The 19,094-nt window shown below is 50.5% G+C and carries 13 protein-coding genes and 1 tRNA gene; 8 read left to right on the top strand and 6 right to left on the bottom strand.

Annotation, left to right across the window (positions count from 1 at the left end; all coding sequences use genetic code 11):
* Positions 1 to 15 precede the first annotated feature (15 nt).
* The 3 genes from C5O19_RS18190 to C5O19_RS18180 all read right to left on the bottom strand — a co-directional run bounded on the left by C5O19_RS18190 (position 16) and on the right by C5O19_RS18180 (position 3,815).
* Positions 16 to 747, bottom strand: a complete 732-nt coding sequence (locus tag C5O19_RS18190) for a DUF4292 domain-containing protein (RefSeq protein ID WP_165796059.1) — start codon at positions 745 to 747, stop codon at positions 16 to 18.
* A gap of 153 nt (positions 748 to 900) precedes the next feature.
* Positions 901 to 2,598 carry a tetratricopeptide repeat protein gene (locus C5O19_RS18185; RefSeq protein WP_104714806.1) on the bottom strand — a complete coding sequence of 566 codons (1,698 nt, stop codon included), beginning with the start codon at positions 2,596 to 2,598 and terminating at the stop codon, positions 901 to 903.
* Between the two features lie 212 nt (positions 2,599 to 2,810).
* Positions 2,811 to 3,815 carry a sugar phosphate nucleotidyltransferase gene (locus C5O19_RS18180; RefSeq protein WP_104714805.1) on the bottom strand — a complete coding sequence of 335 codons (1,005 nt, stop codon included), beginning with the start codon at positions 3,813 to 3,815 and terminating at the stop codon, positions 2,811 to 2,813.
* A 279-nt stretch (positions 3,816 to 4,094) separates the two neighbouring features.
* Between C5O19_RS18180 and C5O19_RS18175 the strand changes: the two genes are divergently transcribed.
* The 6 genes from C5O19_RS18175 to C5O19_RS18150 all read left to right on the top strand — a co-directional run bounded on the left by C5O19_RS18175 (position 4,095) and on the right by C5O19_RS18150 (position 11,840).
* Positions 4,095 to 4,170 (top strand) — tRNA-Phe (locus C5O19_RS18175).
* A gap of 203 nt (positions 4,171 to 4,373) precedes the next feature.
* Positions 4,374 to 5,684 (top strand): TolC family protein, encoded by a 1,311-nt coding sequence (locus tag C5O19_RS18170; protein ID WP_104714804.1) that lies wholly within the window; start codon positions 4,374 to 4,376, stop codon positions 5,682 to 5,684.
* A gap of 18 nt (positions 5,685 to 5,702) precedes the next feature.
* On the top strand, positions 5,703 to 6,662 hold the full coding sequence (locus tag C5O19_RS18165) for an efflux RND transporter periplasmic adaptor subunit (protein ID WP_104714803.1): 960 nt from the start codon (positions 5,703 to 5,705) through the stop codon (positions 6,660 to 6,662).
* Positions 6,663 to 6,690: 28 nt separating this feature from the next.
* Entirely contained in the window at positions 6,691 to 6,993 is a 303-nt protein-coding gene (locus C5O19_RS18160; protein ID WP_104714802.1) for a DUF190 domain-containing protein, read from the top strand.
* Between the two features lie 48 nt (positions 6,994 to 7,041).
* Positions 7,042 to 10,194, top strand: a complete 3,153-nt coding sequence (locus tag C5O19_RS18155; RefSeq protein ID WP_104714801.1) for an efflux RND transporter permease subunit — start codon at positions 7,042 to 7,044, stop codon at positions 10,192 to 10,194.
* A 134-nt stretch (positions 10,195 to 10,328) separates the two neighbouring features.
* Entirely contained in the window at positions 10,329 to 11,840 is a 1,512-nt protein-coding gene (locus C5O19_RS18150; protein ID WP_104714800.1) for a glycoside hydrolase family 10 protein, read from the top strand.
* 152 nt (positions 11,841 to 11,992) lie between these two features.
* Here C5O19_RS18150 and C5O19_RS18145 read toward each other — a convergent pair whose 3' ends face one another.
* The gene (locus tag C5O19_RS18145; RefSeq protein ID WP_104714799.1) at positions 11,993 to 12,427 is read right to left on the bottom strand and encodes a MarR family winged helix-turn-helix transcriptional regulator; all 435 of its coding nucleotides are present in this window, start codon (positions 12,425 to 12,427) and stop codon (positions 11,993 to 11,995) included.
* A 366-nt stretch (positions 12,428 to 12,793) separates the two neighbouring features.
* Here C5O19_RS18145 and C5O19_RS18140 point away from each other — a divergent pair, with 366 nt between their 5' ends.
* A complete protein-coding gene (locus C5O19_RS18140; RefSeq protein ID WP_104714798.1) occupies positions 12,794 to 13,249 on the top strand; it encodes an RDD family protein in 456 nt (151 codons plus the stop codon).
* A 25-nt stretch (positions 13,250 to 13,274) separates the two neighbouring features.
* Positions 13,275 to 15,569, top strand: a complete 2,295-nt coding sequence (gene pbpC / locus C5O19_RS18135; RefSeq protein WP_104714797.1) for a penicillin-binding protein 1C — start codon at positions 13,275 to 13,277, stop codon at positions 15,567 to 15,569.
* Here pbpC and C5O19_RS18130 read toward each other — a convergent pair.
* Positions 15,560 to 15,949, bottom strand: coding sequence for a response regulator (locus C5O19_RS18130; RefSeq protein WP_104714796.1), 390 nt, complete (start codon positions 15,947 to 15,949; stop codon positions 15,560 to 15,562). The genes pbpC and C5O19_RS18130 overlap by 10 nt on opposite strands.
* Complete coding sequence (locus C5O19_RS18125; RefSeq protein WP_165796058.1) at positions 15,946 to 18,861, bottom strand: PAS domain S-box protein; 2,916 nt, start codon at positions 18,859 to 18,861, stop codon at positions 15,946 to 15,948. The genes C5O19_RS18130 and C5O19_RS18125 overlap by 4 nt, the downstream gene beginning before the upstream one ends.
* Between the last annotated feature and the right edge of the window lie 233 nt (positions 18,862 to 19,094).

The raw sequence follows: 19,094 nt of genomic DNA, 5'->3' as shown, positions 1-19,094 counted from the left end.
TTAATTACGGCTTGGCTAGTTACGCGTATATCGCGAGGGAATACTAAAGGGAAAGGTTTGAACCTGATTCGTCAGCTCCACTTTGCGGTGCCGGAGTTCCACAACGGTTTGCTGCGGCGATCCCGTTCCGGTTTTTCCTTCCAGGGTCAGGGTACTACTCAGCGGAAACAGAAAACGTTCAATGGTCGTGAAATCCTGGAATGACAAAAGTAAGTGACGGGAGCCTTCCGAAGCTTCTACCTGTACAATTTTACGAGTAGCCGGATTGAGATAATTGGCGATTTGTACAGGTCCCGAACGTTGCCGCAGGACATGGGTACTACTGTCTTTCTGAATTTGTTCGATCTGGGTTTTCCAGGGCATACTGCCAATGATAATGGATTGCAGGAGATCATAACTGACTTCAATACCCAGACGGGCACTGAGTTGGGGGAAGCTCAGTTGCGTATAACTCCGGTGCAGCACATCGACAATCGTTACCGAATCCCGCGTGATCCGCCCCCGGGCTCCGGTAATGCCAAACTGACCGGCGGTGAACCAGATCAGGCTGTCTTTCTTCATGCGGAGCGTTAAATCGGCATTATCGATACCGTCTGCTTTGGAACGGAAAGATACTTTGGAACGAGCCACCAGATACGTAAAATCGACCTCATCAATGGCTACTTTCTCGCTGGTTGCTTCCGGTGTTCGGATTGTAGGCAGCTTCGTAACTTCCGTAGGGCCGCTGGCCGAATCGACGCGGGCCATCGGAACTGATTTACGCGTTTTCTGCCGCTTACAACTTACCGTCGTACTCAGAACTATTCCTAAAAAAAGAGATACAAACCAATGCTTCATGGTCAATCGTTACAAGTGCGGTCTTTCCCTGGCTCACCCGGTCTTGCCAATGTATTTACTACCTTACAGCGATCCGGTGGATATTTTCTTTTCGATTCGCTCCGAAGCTACGCCCAGGCTTTTGGCCTTCTTCCACTGTTCCAACGCTTTCTCTTTCTCGTTTAACTGAAAGAGTACGTCACCGTAATGTTCCCAGATGGTTCCATTGGAAGCGTCGAGTTTGACGGCTTTTTCCAGAAACGTACGGGCCATGGCATAATCACCGCGCGCAAAATACACCCAGGCATGGGTATCCAGATACGTGGCGTTCTGCGGGAACAGTTTCACAAGACGGCTCGTCATTTCGGTAGCCTTATCGAGTTTAACCTTACGCAGAGACAAAAAATAACCGTAATTGTTTAAGACATGCTCATTATTCGCGTCAATTTTCAGCGCGTCTTCGTAGGCTCCGTCCGAAGCTTCGAACTTACCCATCGCATTGTACGCATCGCCTAGTTGGGCGTGAATGAAGGTCAGTAACTTCGTATCGCTCGAAAGACGTCGGGCTTCTTCCAGGGCATCCACCGCTTTTTTATACTGCTTTTTTGCCAGGTTAGCCGAGCCACTGGCGTACCAGAATACGGCCTGATTAGGAAATACTTCCAGTGCTTGTTCGGCATGCGTAACGACGCTATCCATCTGGTTAAGGTCGCCGTCGAGTTGAATAACGCGTTGCCAGACTTCGTTAAGCGAGCCATCCAATCGAACCGCTTTGGCGTAACTATCCCGGGCGGCGGCTTTGTCATTGCGTTGAGCCAGTAAATCACCGAGAATGACGTGTCCCTGGGACTGCTCCGGATGACTTTGCACCAGACTGCGGGCGAAGGCCAGTACATCCTCGTTCTGACTCTCCTGCGGCAACATGGCCATGTAGCTCGTCAATACGCGGGCTTTCGTCGTGGCATCGAGTGAAGGGTCGGCAAAGGCTTTGCCTAATTCTTCATTACAGCGTTTTAAATCGCCTTTCTTGCGGTAGAGCTCCGCCAGCATAATGTGAGCCTGAGCATTGTCGGAGCGAAGCTGGAGGATTTTTTCGAGGACGGGAATGGCCTGTTCCGAACGGTCATGCGTCATGAGCAGTTCGGCCTGATCCACCAGGTATTCTACTTCCGAAGGATCGGAATTGATGAGTCGCTCGCCTTCCTTGATCGCTTCGTTTACTTTGCCCTGCTTGAGCAGTACCATCTGCTTTTGCTGGGTAATTTCTTCCGAAAGTCCCAGCGTTTTTTCGACCTTGTCGTACGCCTTCAGCGCTTCGGCATACTGATCCTGCTGTAAGTACAGCGAGGCTAATTCAATGGCGTATTCCGTATTTTCGGGGTACCGCGTCGCCAGCAGTTGATACAGCTTAGCGGCCTCGGCAAACTTGTGTTTTTTCTCGTAAATATCGGCCAATAAGGTAGTGGCGAATTTATTTTCGGGGCTGAGCAGAAAGGCCTTTTCGGCGTGTGGCATGGCCTTGTCCGTATCTCCCTTTTTATCGTAGGCTTTGGCCAGGGAATAACTGACCCCGGCGTTTTCCGGCGACATTTCCAGGGACTTTTGGAAGGCAGGAATAGCTTGTTCGAAATCATCCTGCACAAAAAACTTCATCCCTTCCGCGAATACGCGTTCTGCCTCGGCGATTTGCTCCGCCGTAGGTGCTTCTTTTTTCTTTTTTTGCTGGGCAATCGTAGGCCCGGCCAAAAAAGCCATCAATACGGCTAGGGCAACTGCTTTCATAGAGGCTGTCAGTGGGCTCAGGATTGCGAAAAAATAACCTTCGGAGCGTTTTACTTTTACAATTTACTGGATTTCAACGAATTGAAAGCAAAAATTAATACTTTCAATACCCACAAAAAAACGCCTGAGGGTACTGAAAGTATACAAACACAGGCTCGCTCTAAAGCTACGCCCGTCATTTCTAAGCAGATACGAACGGCTGCGTGGTTTGCTTAAACCGTAATCGAGTTATAATCGCCGACACTCAAATCAGCGGCTTTACTGGTTAAGTGAACGAAGTTGCCCACCATGGAATTTTCTAGGTTGACACTTTCGATCACCGTATTTTCCTGCACAATGGAATTGCGGATCACGGAATCCTTCACGCTCGTCTTTTTACCCACGGAAACGTGGGGACCAAGTACCGTATTTTCAATGACGGCATTTTCACCTACGAATACGGGCGGAATGACCACCGAGTTGATCAGCTTTACGGATTCGTGAATGAGGTTCTGGTCGCGGACAAATTCCAGGTAACGGCGATTGGTTTCTACCGTGGCCTGTTTGTTGCCGCAATCCAGCCATTCCTGCACCTGACCCGGTACAAACTTCAGGCCTTTGCGACGCATATTTTCAATGGCATCCGTCAGCTGATACTCACCGGAAACTTTGATATTGTGATCCACCAGGTATTGTAATTCCTGGCGAAGGTTCTCACCGTCTTTGAAATAATAAATACCGATGATCGCCAGATCAGAGACGAAGGTTTGCGGTTTCTCCACAAAACCGATGATTTCGCCCGCTTCGTTTACCTGAGCTACCCCAAAGGCACTCGGGTCTTCCACCGCCTGTACCCAGATGATGGCGTCCTGATCGGTCTCTAACTTGAAATCGGCCCTAAACAGGGTATCGGCGTACGCAACAATGACATTTCCTTTCAGACTTTCAGCCCCGCATAAAATGGCGTGAGCCGTTCCAAGGGGTTCATTCTGATAACAAATACGGCCTTTTGCTCCGACTGACTCGGCAATGGCCAGTAAGCGTTGCTCTACTTCTTCACCAAAATCACCAATGACAAAGGCTATTTCATCGATGGGGGTACCACATACTTTGGCAATGTCTTCTACGAGCCTTTGTACAATGGGTTTTCCGGCAATGGGAATCAGGGGCTTCGGGATACTGAGGGTGTGAGGCCGCATCCGCTTACCCATCCCTGCCATGGGAATAATAATGTTCATGACTTAATTTTCTACAATTCTATACGTGGAACTACTTGGTTGAATAGGATTCAAGTATAGCGGTGATTCATTGTCGGAATTACGAGTACTGGCTACAAACATAAGCCGATAGTTCTGCTTCAGCAAGTTTTAAATTTGTGACCTCAAGCGGGTGATCCACAGGCGGTTTCGGCTTATTTTAAAAAGTTTTTTAAAAAATATTGCCTCAGGTATTGCTTTTGGCGCTTTATGCTACTACTTTTGCAGTCCCAAAACACACGTAGTAGCGGGACAAAAAATGGTGAAGTAGCTCAGTTGGTAGAGCAACGGACTGAAAATCCGTGTGTCGGCGGTTCGAACCCGCCCTTTACCACCATTTTTTAAAAGCACGTTAGTCGCTGGCTAACGTGCTTTTTTTATGCCCTTTTCTTAACGCATTACTTTCCGCGTTCCGAACGATTCAGTTCTTACTCAACGGAAGTCACTGATTTTTTCCTGAGTCGTCGACTTTTTCCAGCAAAAAATCTATTTTTCTCCCGTGATTTGACTTCGTGGCTCCGACTGCGTCCAATACGGGCTATGACTACCCTGTTCTGCCTGTGGAGCACGGATGATCAATCCGATGAACCAATTCCTAATTCAATACTTTTTATGATGCGAATGACGCTGGCCCTTGGGCTGGTACTCGTAGCCTATCTGGGCGGTTACGGTCAACAGGTGTATTCGTTCCGTCAAACTCTCAAACGGGTACGGGAAGCCAATCCTACCCTACAGTTACAAACGCTGGACATTGCCGCCAGTCGTTCGGATGAAATTACGGCGGGCCTTCGCAGTAATCCTATTCTCAATAATCAGACCCTGCTTCAGCTTTCCTCCAAACACCTTCCCGCCGACGCGGGCTACCTAAGCCGACAGAATCGTCAGTTTTGGTTACAGCTCACCAAAGAGTTCGATTTGTATGGGAAACGCACCCGCCGGGTAGCTTTTGCCCAGGGACTAACGCAGGTGTCGGAAGCGACGTTGAAAGAAAATACCCGTCAAGTACTACGAGAGGTCTCCCTCAGCTGGCTGGATGCCTGGTATGCGTCCGTTAAACTCGACTTATTGCAGCAAACCCAGGGTAACCTGGATAGTCTGGTGGCCGTCAATCGGGTTCGCCTACGCAATCAGGTCGTGAGTTCCTCGGATCTAACCCGGACGGAAGTTTTCTCGGAACGAAATGCCGTACTGATTCTGACGGCCCGGCAAACCTACGCTAACCAGCTCATGGCCCTGCAGGTACAACTCGGGCAAACCGATAGCGTACAAATTGATTTAAAAGATCCCATTCTATCGCAGGTACAATTCGATAGCTTGTTGAACTACGCCCTGGAGCAGCGTTCGGATGTGCAACTGGCCCGTAGCGGCTTGGAGGCAGCTCAGCGAAACGTGGCGTTGCAACGCGTACTGGCCAAACCCGGCAATGAACTCGGAACCATCTGGAACCCGCAGAATGCCGTACCGTACGTGGGGGTGTTTCTGACCTTCGAATTACCCGTTTTTAGTCGCAATCAGGGTGAGATCCAGAAATCGAAAATCTTACAGCAACAGGCGCAGGATCAGCGTACCTTTCTGGAAAAGCGAATCAGCGTGGAGCTTCGGACGGCCATTCATACGTTTCGTAACCACCAGCGATCCATTCAGCGATTCGAGCAACTACTCCGCCAATCCGATCAGGTACTCAACTCCGTCCGCTACAGCTACGTCAAAGGAGCAACCACTTTGGTGGATTACCTGGAAGCCCAGCGAGCCTGGTACGAAACCCGCCAAAGCTACTTTGATGCCTTATACGATTACCGGAAAAGCTTCGTAGACGTCCTCTATACTTCCGGCCTCATTTCTGAATGGTAACCCCTCACTCGAACAATCGTGAACGTACGCACCTATACCTGCCTACTGCTGCTAGGACTTTTGGCCTGCCAGAAAACAGAAAAAAAAGCTCCTCCGGAATTACTTCGACCAACGGTTGCTCAGGATGGTCAATTAATTACACTGCCCACGGATGCGATGGCCGCTGATTTCAAAACAACGCCCGCTGAACCCAGTAATCTACGGGCCGATTTTGAGGCTCCAGCTCAGGTGGCGGCTACCGTGATTCCTTCCCAGGAAAACCCCGATCAGCATCTGGTACTCTTCAACGATGCTGAACTGGCTTCGGAGTATACGCAGTTGCTTCAGCACCGCATCAACATTCGTACGCTTACCGTAAGCGTAGCCCGGGCAAAAGATCTGGCCAGCAACGGAGCCGGTACGGGCCGCGATGTACTGGAAGCCGAAACGCAGCTGGAAAATGAAAAAGCCGCCTTAATCGAGCACGAAGCCCGGCTGCAAATGGGCGGATTTCCGGCGGAGTTATTGATGAAAGCCCGTCCCCGCACGGCCTGGGTCGTTTGTGAGGTTCCCGAAAGTCAGCTCACCCGCGTCAAACAGGGACAAACCTGCCAGCTCAGTTTTACGGCGTATCCCGGCGAAGGATTCCAAGGCAACTTACAGGCCATCAATGAAATTGCCGATGCTCAAACCCGTATGATCAAACTACGGATTCTGGTCGCCAACGCCGGAGGACGTCTCAAGGCGGGTATGTTCGCTACGGTTCGCTTTGGCATCAGCGAAGGAAATTTCCTCTCGGTACCGCAGTCGGCCGTGGTAACCATTCAGGGCAAAGACTACGTGTTTGTCCAAACCCAGCCCCGCCGTTTCGTGCGTCGGGCCGTTACTACGGGTTCACAAACGGGTTCGTCCATCATCGTACTCTCGGGTCTGAAAGCGGGAGAAGCCGTGGTCTCTGAAAATACCATGCAGCTCAAAGGAATCAGTTTTGGTTTCTAACGCTCACGAATACTAGCTACTCCTCCTCATGCTCCTGCAGGCTCAAATTATTCTCAATAAGGACGAAATGGATGACCACGGCCATCCACTCTACCTCACCATTCTGCAGTGGATGGTTCAACAACAGATGCCTAATGCCCGGGTTTTGGAAGGCATCAGCGGCATTGGACAACACCGAATTCTCCGGCCCGGAGCCTTGTTTTCGTTCGATGAACCGCCCATTCTGATCCTTTTCGAAGCCGAAGCCGAACAGGTTCGGTATGCGCTTCGGGAGATTCGCCAGTTTTCGCCCACGGCTTTAATGCTGGCTTACGAAGTCGAATTATTCTAATCCCCTTGCTCGGCATTTTGGACCGAGTGATGTCCTACTACTTCTTCCATGATTCGCAGTCTTTTATTGTTTTCCCTCAAGAATCGATGGGTGGTTATTGCCCTGGCGGTGGCTCTGATGGGCGTGGGATACGCGTGCTTCCGTACGCTCAAAATTGAAGCGTACCCGGATATTGCGGATACGAATGTGATCGTCATTGCCAAGTACGACGGGCGGGCCGCTGAGGAAGTCGAACAGCAGGTAACCATTCCCATCGAGCGGGCGCTCAACAATACGCCTCACGTAACGGACCGCCGTTCGCGTACCATTTTCGGTTTGTCGGTCGTACAGCTCAATTTTGATGAAACCGTTACGGATTATTTTGCCCGTCAGCAAGTACTCGAACGCATTGCGGACGCCGAATTGCCCGACGGCGTTACGACCGAACTGGCCCCGCTGACGACGGCGGTAGGTGAGATTTTTCGCTATGTGGTAGAAGCTCCACCGACCTACACGCCCATGCAATTGCGTGATTTGCAGGACTGGCGGATTGTACCGCAACTGCTACAGGTGCCGGGTATTGCTGACGTAGTGACGTTCGGGGGACCTTTGAAAGAATTCCATATCCTGACCGATCCGGCCAAACTGCGGAAGTATCATTTGAGCCTGCCCATGGTGATGGAAGCCGTTAGTAAGAACAATCAGAACACGGGTGGTAATTTGATTGATCGCGGTGGACAAGGCTTCGCCGTACGCGGACTAGGGGTACTCAAAACACCCAAAGACATTGAAAGCATTGTATTGACGGCCATTGACGGCGTACCCGTTTTCCTCTCCGACGTAGCCCGCGTGGAAATTTCCCCACCCGCCCCTTCGGGTATTCTGGGCTATACCGTACGCGATGCGAAGGTCGATGTCACGGGTTCTACCGAAGGCATTGTGGTACTGCGACGCGGCGAAAACCCCAGCGAAGCGCTGGAAGCCCTGAAAGCCAAAATGGCCGAACTGGAAGCCCGCGAATTACCCAAAGGGGTTCGCCTGCGGGTTTTGTACGACCGGAGTTTTCTGATTGATCATTCGCTGGAAACCGTTGCTCATACCCTCTTTGAAGGTATTTCCATTGTCATTATTCTGCTGGTATTGTTTCTGGGAAGCTTCCGGGCGGCCCTGGTCGTTACGGTTACCATTCCTTTTGCCCTGCTTTTTGCCTTCATGTTAATGAAATTGGCGGGGATACCGGCCAACTTACTTTCGCTGGGAGCCATTGATTTTGGTATTATTGTGGACGGAGCCTGCGTCATGGTCGAGCACCTAGTGCGGCGATACCGCTCGGCAACCGCCGAAGAAAAACGCCGGGGAATTGTGCCCCTTACGCTATCGGCGGCTCAGGAAGTGGGGCGGGAAATTTTCTTTTCCGTCACGATTATTATTCTGGCGTACCTGCCCATTCTGCTCATGCAACGGGTAGAAGGCAAATTGTTCCGCCCCATGGCTCTCACGCTGGCGTTTGCGGTGGTTGGTTCGATGCTAGCCGCTCTGACCTTTATTCCAGTACTGGTTTCCTTTGCCTTCAAAAAATCCCTGGATCCCAACGCCAAGCCTTTGAAGGAACACCGAAATATCTTCTTACTACCCTTCGAAAAAGGGTACGCCTGGCTACTGACGCGTTTGCTGAAAGGTCCTAGGTTAGTACTCACCCTGGGCTTTGCGGTGGTGCTGCTGATGATTGGTACCGGAGCTAAATTAGGAACGGAATTTCTTCCTGAACTCGATGAAGGCTCCATCTTTCTACGGTCGTTTATGCCTTCGGGTGTGACCATTCAGGAGAACGCCAAGATTGCTCCGAAAATCCGGGAAATCATCGCAAAGAATTATCCGGTCGATTTCGTCATTACCCAAACGGGTCGTAACGATACGGGTACCGATCCGTTCCCCCCCAACCGAACGGAAATTCTGGTGGGTTTAAAGGATTATTCGAACTGGACGGACAGTCTTCGCAAGAAAGACCTCGTCGCCCGGATTCAGACCGAATTACAGAACGCCTTTCCCGGTTCCTTCTTTTCTTCCGGACAACCCATTATCGATCAGGTGATGGAAATTGTTACGGGTTCGGCGGCAGATTTGGCTATCTCGGTCGTGGGCAATGATCTGGATTTACTCCGGGAAAAAGCCAATCGGATTTCGAAAATCGTACAGCAGACGGCGGGGGCCTCGGCCACCAACATCGAACAGGAGGGTCCGCAGGATCAGCTTTCCATTCAGGTAAATCGGCAGGCTGCCGCCCGGTACGGGGTGAATGTGAGTGATGTGGAAACCATGGTGGAAGCCGCCGTGGGTGGCAAAGACGTCGGTACGATTTACGACGAAGACCGTCGCTACGATCTAATCATCCGGTTCACGCCCGAAAGCCGGAACTCCATTGACGTCATCCGGCAATTGCAGGTACCGGCTGCTTCGGGGGCTTTGATTCCCATGAGTGAGCTGGCCGACATCAAGTACGTGCAGGGTCAAACGAACATCTACCGCATCGACAGCAAACGGATGGTCACGGTGCGTACCAACATTCGGGGTCGTGATCAGGGGGGCTTTGTGCAGGAAGTACAACGAAAAATTCAGCAGCAGGTCCAGATTCCCGAAGGCTATCAGGTCATTTATGGCGGACAGTACGAAAACCTCGAACGGGCCGGTGGGCAGCTTCTACTGACCATTCCCCTGACGGTCGTGGTGGTTTTCCTATTCCTGTACATCCTTTTCCGAAATTTCCAGGACACCTTACTGACGCTCACCTGTATTCTTTTTGCCCTGGGTGGCGGTATTGTCGCCTTGCTGCTGCGGGGGTACAATTTCAACGTATCGGCGGGGGTAGGCTTCGTTTCCATTTTCGGTATTTCCGTGATGGCGGGCGTACTGCTGGTTTCGGCCCTCAACCGGGCTACGCTGGAAGGAACGGAACTCACCCGCATGGTTTACGAGATTTCCCTCGAACAACTGCGGGCCATCATGGCCATTATGTTGGTTGCCATCATTGGTTTGGTCCCGGCAGCTACTTCTTCGGGGATTGGCTCGGACGTGCAGCGGCCCCTGGCTACGGTCATTATTGGCGGACTTACGTCTACGCTGATCTTTGCCCCGCTACTCATTCCACCCCTATTTTTGCTCCTGGCTCAGCGGGCGGCCCGCCGTCCCAAACGCGTTTCCAGTGACTCAACGGAGGAAATTTAATTTTTTAAAGGCAACGTATAACCTTGCGGTACCTTAAGCGGTTTTGAGTGTTAGCTACCCTTTTCAAACGGATTCTGGTTTCGAAGCCATAGAATCCGTTTATTTTGTGACTTCAATCCGATGATTTGTCTGTAATGTGTACTCGCTTTTTCTTTCTTGTTCTGGTTTTTTGTGGTTGGCAAGCGTTTGCTCAGCAGAGCTCGCCCAAGCGAGAGCTTCGGGCCGTATGGATTGCTACCGTAGATAATATCGACTGGCCGCGTCCGGGTGATTACAACCCCAATTCGCAGCAACAATCCTTTCGCCAAATCCTTAATAACCACCGCCAGTCGGGAATGAATGCGATCTTCGTACAGGTTCGCGATGCCGCCGATGCTTATTACGCCAAAGGGGCTACGGAACCCTGGTCGGAGTGGCTCACGGGCCGCCAAGGCCGAGCCCCCGAGCCTTTTTACGATCCGCTGGAGTTCATGATTGCCGAATCGCACCAGCGGAATCTGGAATTTCACGCCTGGCTGAATCTGAACCGGGCGGTATTCAAAGGACACCCCAACGTAACGCCCGATCACGTGAGTCGCCAGCACCCCGACTGGATGCTGACCTACGACGGCACCAAGTTCTTCAACGTCGGTGTACCCGAAGTACGAAATTACATTACCAGCATTGTCACGAATCTGGTCCGGAACTACGACCTGGATGGTATTCACTTTGACGACTATTTTTATCCCTATAAAGTGGTTGGACAAGTGCTCAACGATCAGGTGACGTTTTACAAATACGGAGCGGGTTACGCCAATATTCACGACTGGCGGCGGGATAATATTAACCAGCTCATTCACCAGATTTCGGATTCGGTGAAAGTCATTAAGCCTTACGTGAAATTTGGGATCAGTCCGTTTGGTATCTGGCGGAATCGCAGTTCGCTGGCCCCCGACGGCTCCGAAACCCGTGGTTTGAGTTCCTACGACGATCTGTACGCCGATACGCGGAAGTGGTTGCAAATGGGCTGGATCGACTACATTGCTCCGCAGGTCTATTTTCACCGCGGGCATAAACGGGTACCCTACGAACCTTTAGTAGACTGGTGGCGAAAAAACTGTTTCGGGCGACATCTCTACATCGGTCAGGGAGCTTACCGGATGAATGGGGAAAGTGGTTGGGATAGCCCCGATGAAATGCCCATCCAGATTCGCTTCAACCGGCAGCACTCGGAGATTCAGGGTAGTATTTACTTTAGTTCGCGGTCCTTACTCAATAATTACAAAGGCTTCCAGGATACGCTTCGCCGGGATCTGTACCGACTTCCGGCCCTGGTACCCACCATGCCCTGGAAAGATCATACCCCGCCGCTCCCACCGCAGGAGTTCGAACTCAAACGCACGCCAACGCAGGTACTCATGCGTTGGCAGATGCCACCCGCCGCCGTGGACGGCGAAGTACCCCGGCGTTTTGTGGTGTATCGATTCCGGGAAAATGAACCCATCATTCTCAACAATACGTCTAAAATTCTGGCGATTCTTCCCGTACCCCAAACCTCGTACGCCGATACGCCCCCTACGCCCGGCAACTATCGCTACGTGGTTACGGCTCTGGACCGACTACAGAATGAAAGTTATGGCGTCATGACGGACGTGGAGGTGCAGTAGATACGTTAGAACGGCAATACACTTGCGTTTGAGTTTCTATCTACTTCTACGGAAGCTCTTTTAGCCTTGGATCAGGCGGGAAAGCTTGGCTATGCCTTTCGGCAAGAGCGAAGGTTGCGTATTTACTCCTTCAACCTCCACTCCTTACATGCCTAGCCCGTAATATTCAGGTAGATCGTATCCAGGATGCGGACGAGATCGTCGAAATCCTGATCGGAAAGATTAGCCCAGCCGATTTTACGTACTTCCGCCACTACCGGGAACGCGATGTGATATTTCTCCATTCCGGCAGGCGTTAGGTGGAGATTAAACTTGCGACGGTCTTCTTCGGCCATTCGGCGTTCGACCAGCCCTTTTTTGACCAGAATATCCAAAATTCGCGTAACGGTAGGATTGTCTTTAGCCGTTTTTTCCGCCAGTGCATTCTGACTAATGCCCGGAAAATGGAAGACGTGGTCGAGTAATACCCATTGATCGACCGTCAATTCCATTCCCGCTTCATCCAAGCGTTTCTGAAATACGTAACGGACTTTTTTAATGGTAGTATCAATCTTGAAAAAATAAGCCCGTTGATCAGAAGCCGTCATATCTACTGGAAAATTAGGAGTCAAACTGGTTCTTCAAAGATAGGCTTCAAATGACAGAATCCTTGTCTTTGGGCATAGGATGCGTTGGTAGGCGGACAAACGCTTTTTACTCAAAAGCTCAAGAAGCCAAGTAGCAGAGCGTCCGGTGGGTACTGGACCCGTAACCTACCGGCCCAGTACGACCCGAACGGGTGTTGATGAAGTGTATCGAATAATTAGCAAAGCAACTATTCGTATACAAAGAGAATACAAGAAAAAAGAAAAGTCAACCCTATACGTATAATTTTATTTCCGGCTGAAATCGTTACCATACCGTTGACAAGCGAAAGAAGGACTTACTTTTGCACCTTTATTTTTCCTGTTTGTATGCAAAAGACCGACGAGTTGGTACTGGCCAGTGTGGGTAACCGGTTTCTGGCTAATTTAATTGATTACTTCCTCATCAACATCGCTACGATGTTGATTGCGTATGGGGTAGGCATTCCTATTTTCAATCTGGATTTTCAGTACCTCAATTCACATCCGGAAGCCCTTTCTGAATTGTACACGCAATTGTTAATGGTCCTTGTACCGACGAGTTTTTTCTACCGTTTCTTTCAGGAAAGCTCCCGCTATCAGGCCACGCTGGGTAAGCGTATCCTGAAATTACGGGTGGTGAAAACGACTGGCGAGCCGCTCAGCTACAAGGACGCCTTCATTCGAAATGCCGTTAAGGAAATCAGTGGCTATTTTTACATGGTGTACGTCTACGGGCTTTTCAGCCGTTTTCATCAATGCATACACGATGTGGCGGCTCGCACGTACGTAGTCGATAATGTGTAGAAATCGAATTCAGATGGACTAAATCATGCGAATACGGTTCTGGGTATGGGCAATCAGTATAAGTCTGGCGGCACTCCTGCTCCTGGATTTTGTCTTTCCCTTTCGGGTAAAACCTTCGTATTCCACGCTGATCGAAGCCACCGATGGCTCCATGCTACACGCCTTTCTTAGTGAAGAAGACAAGTGGCGACTCTATACCGAGCTTGACGAGATCAGTCCTACCCTACGTAAAACCCTACTCTTTAAAGAAGATCGCTGGTTCTACTGGCATCCGGGTGTGAATCCGGTGGCGGTTGTACGGGCTCTGTTTAACAATACCACGACCGGGCGGCGTACCTCCGGAGCTTCCACCATTACGATGCAGGTCGTTCGACTGCTGGAACCGCGTCCCCGCACCTACGCCAATAAGCTCTTGGAGATCGTACGGGCTTTTCAGCTGGAAGCCCATTTCTCCAAGGATGAAATCTTACAGTTGTACCTTAATCTGGTGCCCTACGGCTCCAACATTGAGGGCATCAAATCGGCCTCCTGGTTGTACTTTCAAAAACCGCCGCAAATCCTGAGTCTGGCGGAAGTAACGGCCCTGACGATCATTCCCAACCGCCCCAATAGTTTGCGACCGGGTCACAGCAATGCGTATCTGATTCAGGAACGCAACCGCTGGCTTCGGCGATTTGAGCACGAGCAGCTGTTCGACCAAGCTACCGTAGCCGATGCCCTTACGGAACCGCTACAGGCCCGCCGCAGTAATGCTCCGCAGGCGGCTCCGCATCTGGCCCTGCGTTTGAAAAAAGAATTCCCCGGACAGCCCATTCTCCGGACCACGCTCGTACCCGCCCGCCAATCGGCCCTGGAACGGCTGGTCAAAAACTACGTCAATCGATTGAAAGTCAATCGCATTCAAAACGCAGCCGTGCTGGTTATTAACAACCGAACCATGGCCGTAGAAGCGTACGTAGGTTCGGCTGATTTTCGGGATGCTTCCGACGGTGGTCAGGTCGATGGCATTCGGGCCGTGCGTTCACCGGGGAGTACGCTCAAACCGCTCCTGTACGCTACGGCCTTTGATCAGGGCTTACTGACCCCTAAATCGGTAGTATATGACGTGCCGAGTAACTTCATGGGGTTTGAACCCGAAAACTTTGACCGTCAATTTCACGGAAAAGTTAGCATTGAATACGCCCTGGCTAATTCGCTGAACGTACCAGCCGTACAGGTGTTGCAAAAAATGGGAGCTTCTACACTAGTTGAAAAACTCAAAAAAGCACAGTTCCAAACCATCCAAAAGCAATCCGGAAAACTGGGCCTTTCCCTGATTCTGGGCGGTTGTGGCGTAACCCTCGAAGAGTTGACCACGTTGTTTGCCAGTTTTGCCAACCAGGGACAATTCAATAAGGCGTATTTTTTAAAAAACCCGGATTTCCATAATGCAACGGAACTCGTCAGTGAGGAAGCCAGCTTTCTTATTACGCAGATTCTAACCCAGGTAGCCCGTCCGGATTTACCCAACAACTACGCCTATACGTATCGATTGCCGAAAATAGCCTGGAAAACGGGGACTTCGTTCGGGAAGAAGGATGCCTGGAGTATCGGGTACAACGCTCATTATACCGTTGGCGTTTGGGTCGGTAACTTTTCGGGGGAAGGCGTGCCCGAACTCAATGGAGCTAATACGGCCACGCCCCTACTCTTCGAAATTTTCAACACAATTGATTACAACGCAGCGGCTCAGGGCTTGCCTACGCCCAACGGACTGGCCCTGCGGCAGGTTTGTGCTGAAACGGGCCAGTTACCCAGTGAATTCTGCACGCATACCTTGCCGGATTATTACCTGCCGGGTGTTTCTTCGACGCAACGTTGTACCCATAAAAAACGCGTATGGCTGGACCTGAAACGGCACATGAGCTATTGCCCTTACTGTAAGCCGGAGCAGGGAAGTATAGAAACCTGGGTGGCCCAGGATCCGCCCGAACTCATCCACTGGTACGAGACCCGGCACATTGCCTATGAACGCGTCCCACCGCACAATCCGGCATGTACGCGGGTGGCCGCAACCAGCCAGCAGCTCATCATTACCTATCCGGTAGATGGAGCTACCTATCGCCTGAGCCGGCGGGAGAAAAATCAGTTATCGCTCCATGTTCAGGTAGGTAATGAAGTAAAGAACGTTTACTGGTATATCAATGATCAGCTCATTCAAACGGCGGATCCTACCCAAGCGGTGTTCTGCCAGCCACCCGCGGGTCGGGTAAAAATTTCCTGTGCCGATGATCAGGGCAGGCACCGCGATAGCTATATACAGGTAAGCTATCAGGATTGAAATATCGCATCCAATTGAGCCCGCGTCAGCGGCTTTTCCAGCGACCCTTTCACGTAGGGATAGAGCTGGGTCTTTTCCCGGTCCCGTAGGTCTATCGAAGACGAAAGGATGTAAATGTGAATATACGCTTGTGCCTGAGTCATGAATGTTTCCAGGGCATCGAGTACTTGCCAACCCGTTAATTCAGGCATATTTAAATCAAGTAAGACCAGGGTTGATTGGGGCGTATTCAGACTCAGCAGATACGCAAGTCCCTCTTCAGGATTCGTAAAAGCCCGAATGGGAACGGGTTGAGGAAAATACCGTCCCAGTAAATACGTACATATTTTGTTATTGAGGGGATCGTCGTCGATCAAAATAATCGTTTCAGGGATTGTCATATACTAACGGCGGAAAGCACGGGGAATTTTAGCGTAAAGCGGGACCCACGCCCCAACTCACTTTCTACAAAAACCTGGCCTCCTAATAATTCCACTTGCGTTTTCATTAAATATAAACCCATGCCCTTGCCTTCAATGGGGCGATGAAAGCGTTGATACAGGCCAAATACTTGCTCGGATTTACGACGTAGATCAATTCCTAGCCCATTATCTTCCACGACGAGCTGAAAGATGTCCTCCTGCATTGCCCCACTAATGTAGATGAGGGGTTCGTGATCAGGCTGACTAAACTTAAGTGCATTAGAAATGAGCTGGGAAACAATACTATAGAAATACGAACGAACGGTATACCATTCGTCTACCTGCGAAAAATCCGTCACCAGCTGGGCACGTTTGGCCGTTAAGGAGGGCTGTAATTGAGCTTGTATGTGGGCAACGAGTTGCGGTAAATGTACCCATTCCTTCTCCGTGGGTACTTCATGGCGTAAGCTTACAATCTGATTAAGGTCTTTAATTACCTGATCCAGCCGCTGGGTGCACAGGACCACATCTTCCAGGAGTTGCTGCCGTTCGGCCTCCGGCAGATCCGGTTGCTGCAATATTTCGGTTAGCCCCAGCACATTAGCCACGGGTGCCCGGAGGTTATGGGAAACAATGGAAGCGAACTGTTCGAGGTTATGGTTTTTCAGCAATACTTCCTGCGTCATGCGTTGCTGCTCTAATTCAACCTGTTTCCGCTGACTGATGTCCTGCATACTTAAGCAAAGACCCAACACCTGTTCTTCCCGAACCAAATGGATTGTCACATAGAAATAAAGTTCCCGCTGTTCATCGTAGAGTTCATACCCAATACCTTCGCCCGTGGTGAGCACCTGTTGTAACATGGCCTCGACCACCAGTCGCCGCTCGGGTGATACTAAGTCGATAAATCGTTCGGTATGGGCCACGTGGGGTTTCGTCTCGGGCCGACATAGCTCAGTAAACCGTTGATTATACAAACGAATCCTTCCTTGCGTATCCAACAAGACATAGCCTATTTCCGTATGATCCAAGACGACACGTAGATTGGCTTCCGAGCGTTTGAGTTCCTCCAGGGCCTCCTTCCGTTGCGTAACGTCCACTTGGTAACCTTCCCAAACGACGGTGCCATCATCCAGAAGCCGCGGCGTGGCCCGTACCCGAACCCAGCGAGCCTCCTGATGCGCATTAATCACCCGCAATTCAATCTTTAGGGGTTGACGACTTTTTAAGGACGTTCGAAGTTTTTCCCGTAGCTGCTGGTAGTCATCCGGATGGATCCGTTTGAATAATAGATCTGCATTATGGATTACTTCTTGAGCGGGTTGTCCCGTAGCTTCTCGCACCGTATCACTTACGTACGTAAAACGTATGGGTTTGCCGGGCTCCTGCACGGCCTGAAAAATCATCAGTCCGTACAGGTGATTGCTCAGTAAGGCCAACTGGGCCTTTTTTTGGGAAATTTCTTCTTCGGCTTGTTTTCGGTCCGTAATATCAGCGGCCTGCACAATGAAATGATGCGGCTCCAGGTCCAAGCGAGCGATGGAAAGTAGTACCCAAACGATTTTTCCGGTCTTGTGAACGTAACGCTCTTCGGTTTGATACGTTTGCTGTTGACCCAGCCTTTCAAACGTTCGAGGATTCTCGCCGTACGTAAGGGAGTCAAAGGTTTTGCCGAGCATTTCTTGCTCCGTATAGCCCAACATCTGACAGAAGGCCCGGTTAACGGTCAGGCAAACGCCTTCTTTGGAAGTCAAAGCCACGCCGCTGGCTGAATACTCCAGAGCCGTGCGGAAGAGCTTTTCACTGTCCTCTATCTTTTGACTGCTGTATACCAAAGAAGTGATATCCTGAAAATTACCAATAATGGCGTTTAGACCCTCCAAGTCAAGTTTATTGACGATGTATCCTTCCAGCCAACGGGTTTGCCCCTGGGCATTGACAATACGGTGCCGACTTTTGAAGGTTTGATCGGGATGGGCCATGAGTTCCCGGTACATCTCCGTCAGCGCAGGCAGATCGTCGGGATGCACCAGGTCGGCGTAGGGCTTTCCCAACAGGGTGTCTAAGGTATAGCCAGTGAGCCTGCTTACGTAGGGATTTCCGTACAACCACCTTCCCTGCTGATCTAGCAAGGCCATCGTATCCCGGCTGTTTTCACTCATCAGCCGAAACTTTTCCTCACTTTTTTTCAGGGCTTGATACGATTGTTTGGTAGCCGTAATGTCCTGGATTTGTGAAATAAAGCAGGACATATTGCCCTGACGGGCCAGCGTAACCGTTAATAATCCCCAGACTACCGAGCCATTCTTATGCAAGTAGCGTTTCTCCAAAGCGTAACTCGCGATTTCACCGCGTATCACTTGATTGGCCAGGGCAAGGTCTTCGGCCAAATCCTCGGGATGGGTAATGGATTGAAAATCCATCTCGAGCAGTTCCTCTTCCGTGTAACCCATGAACTGACATAGGGCTTGATTGACCCGAATCCACTTGCCATTGAGCTCAAGCAGGGCCATACCAATGGGTGCGTAGCGCAAGATGGCTTCAAACTGCTGCTGCCCGGTGATCTGCTCGGATGGCCACGCTTCGGCTAGGGCCAGAACGCTGCTGCCCCGTTTAATACCTTGGTCATCCAAACGCGGCATTATCTCCAAACGCAAGGAGTGATGGGTATTCTGAGCCCGAAACTCATGAATAGCAGGGCTTGAACTTTTCAGCTGGTTTTGTAAATAGATATAATCCAGATCCTTCAAAAGTAGTTGAAAAGGATCGTTGGTAGCACTTACTTCCCGTAAGGGGGCATTGCCATAGGTGTAGGTTCCTTGGCGGTCAAATTCGGCATAATAAACTAATCTAGATTGGTCTAGATTTGAAGAATGGGCAAAGCTTTGCATATAGTTGGCGGTCAAGCAAAAGCAATAACAGGTACTCTTCGCTACATAAACTAAGCGTATAAATTTCGAGAGGCAGCTATTGCGGCGAAGATAAACACCAACGCAGGTGGGGTTGAACCCTGCTAGAAACCGATGAGAAAACTGGCTTTTTCCCATCAAGTTTGTGATTGAGTACCTCTACCGTCCGCACGTATTGGCTACATAAGTACTAAAGTCGAAATATACTCTCTTTT

The organism is Siphonobacter curvatus (genome assembly GCF_002943425.1).
GTDB classification, from domain to species: Bacteria; Bacteroidota; Bacteroidia; order Cytophagales; family Spirosomataceae; genus Siphonobacter; species Siphonobacter curvatus.
Note: the sequence above shows the minus strand (reverse complement) of the source record. Positions and strands in the feature narration are given on the sequence as shown.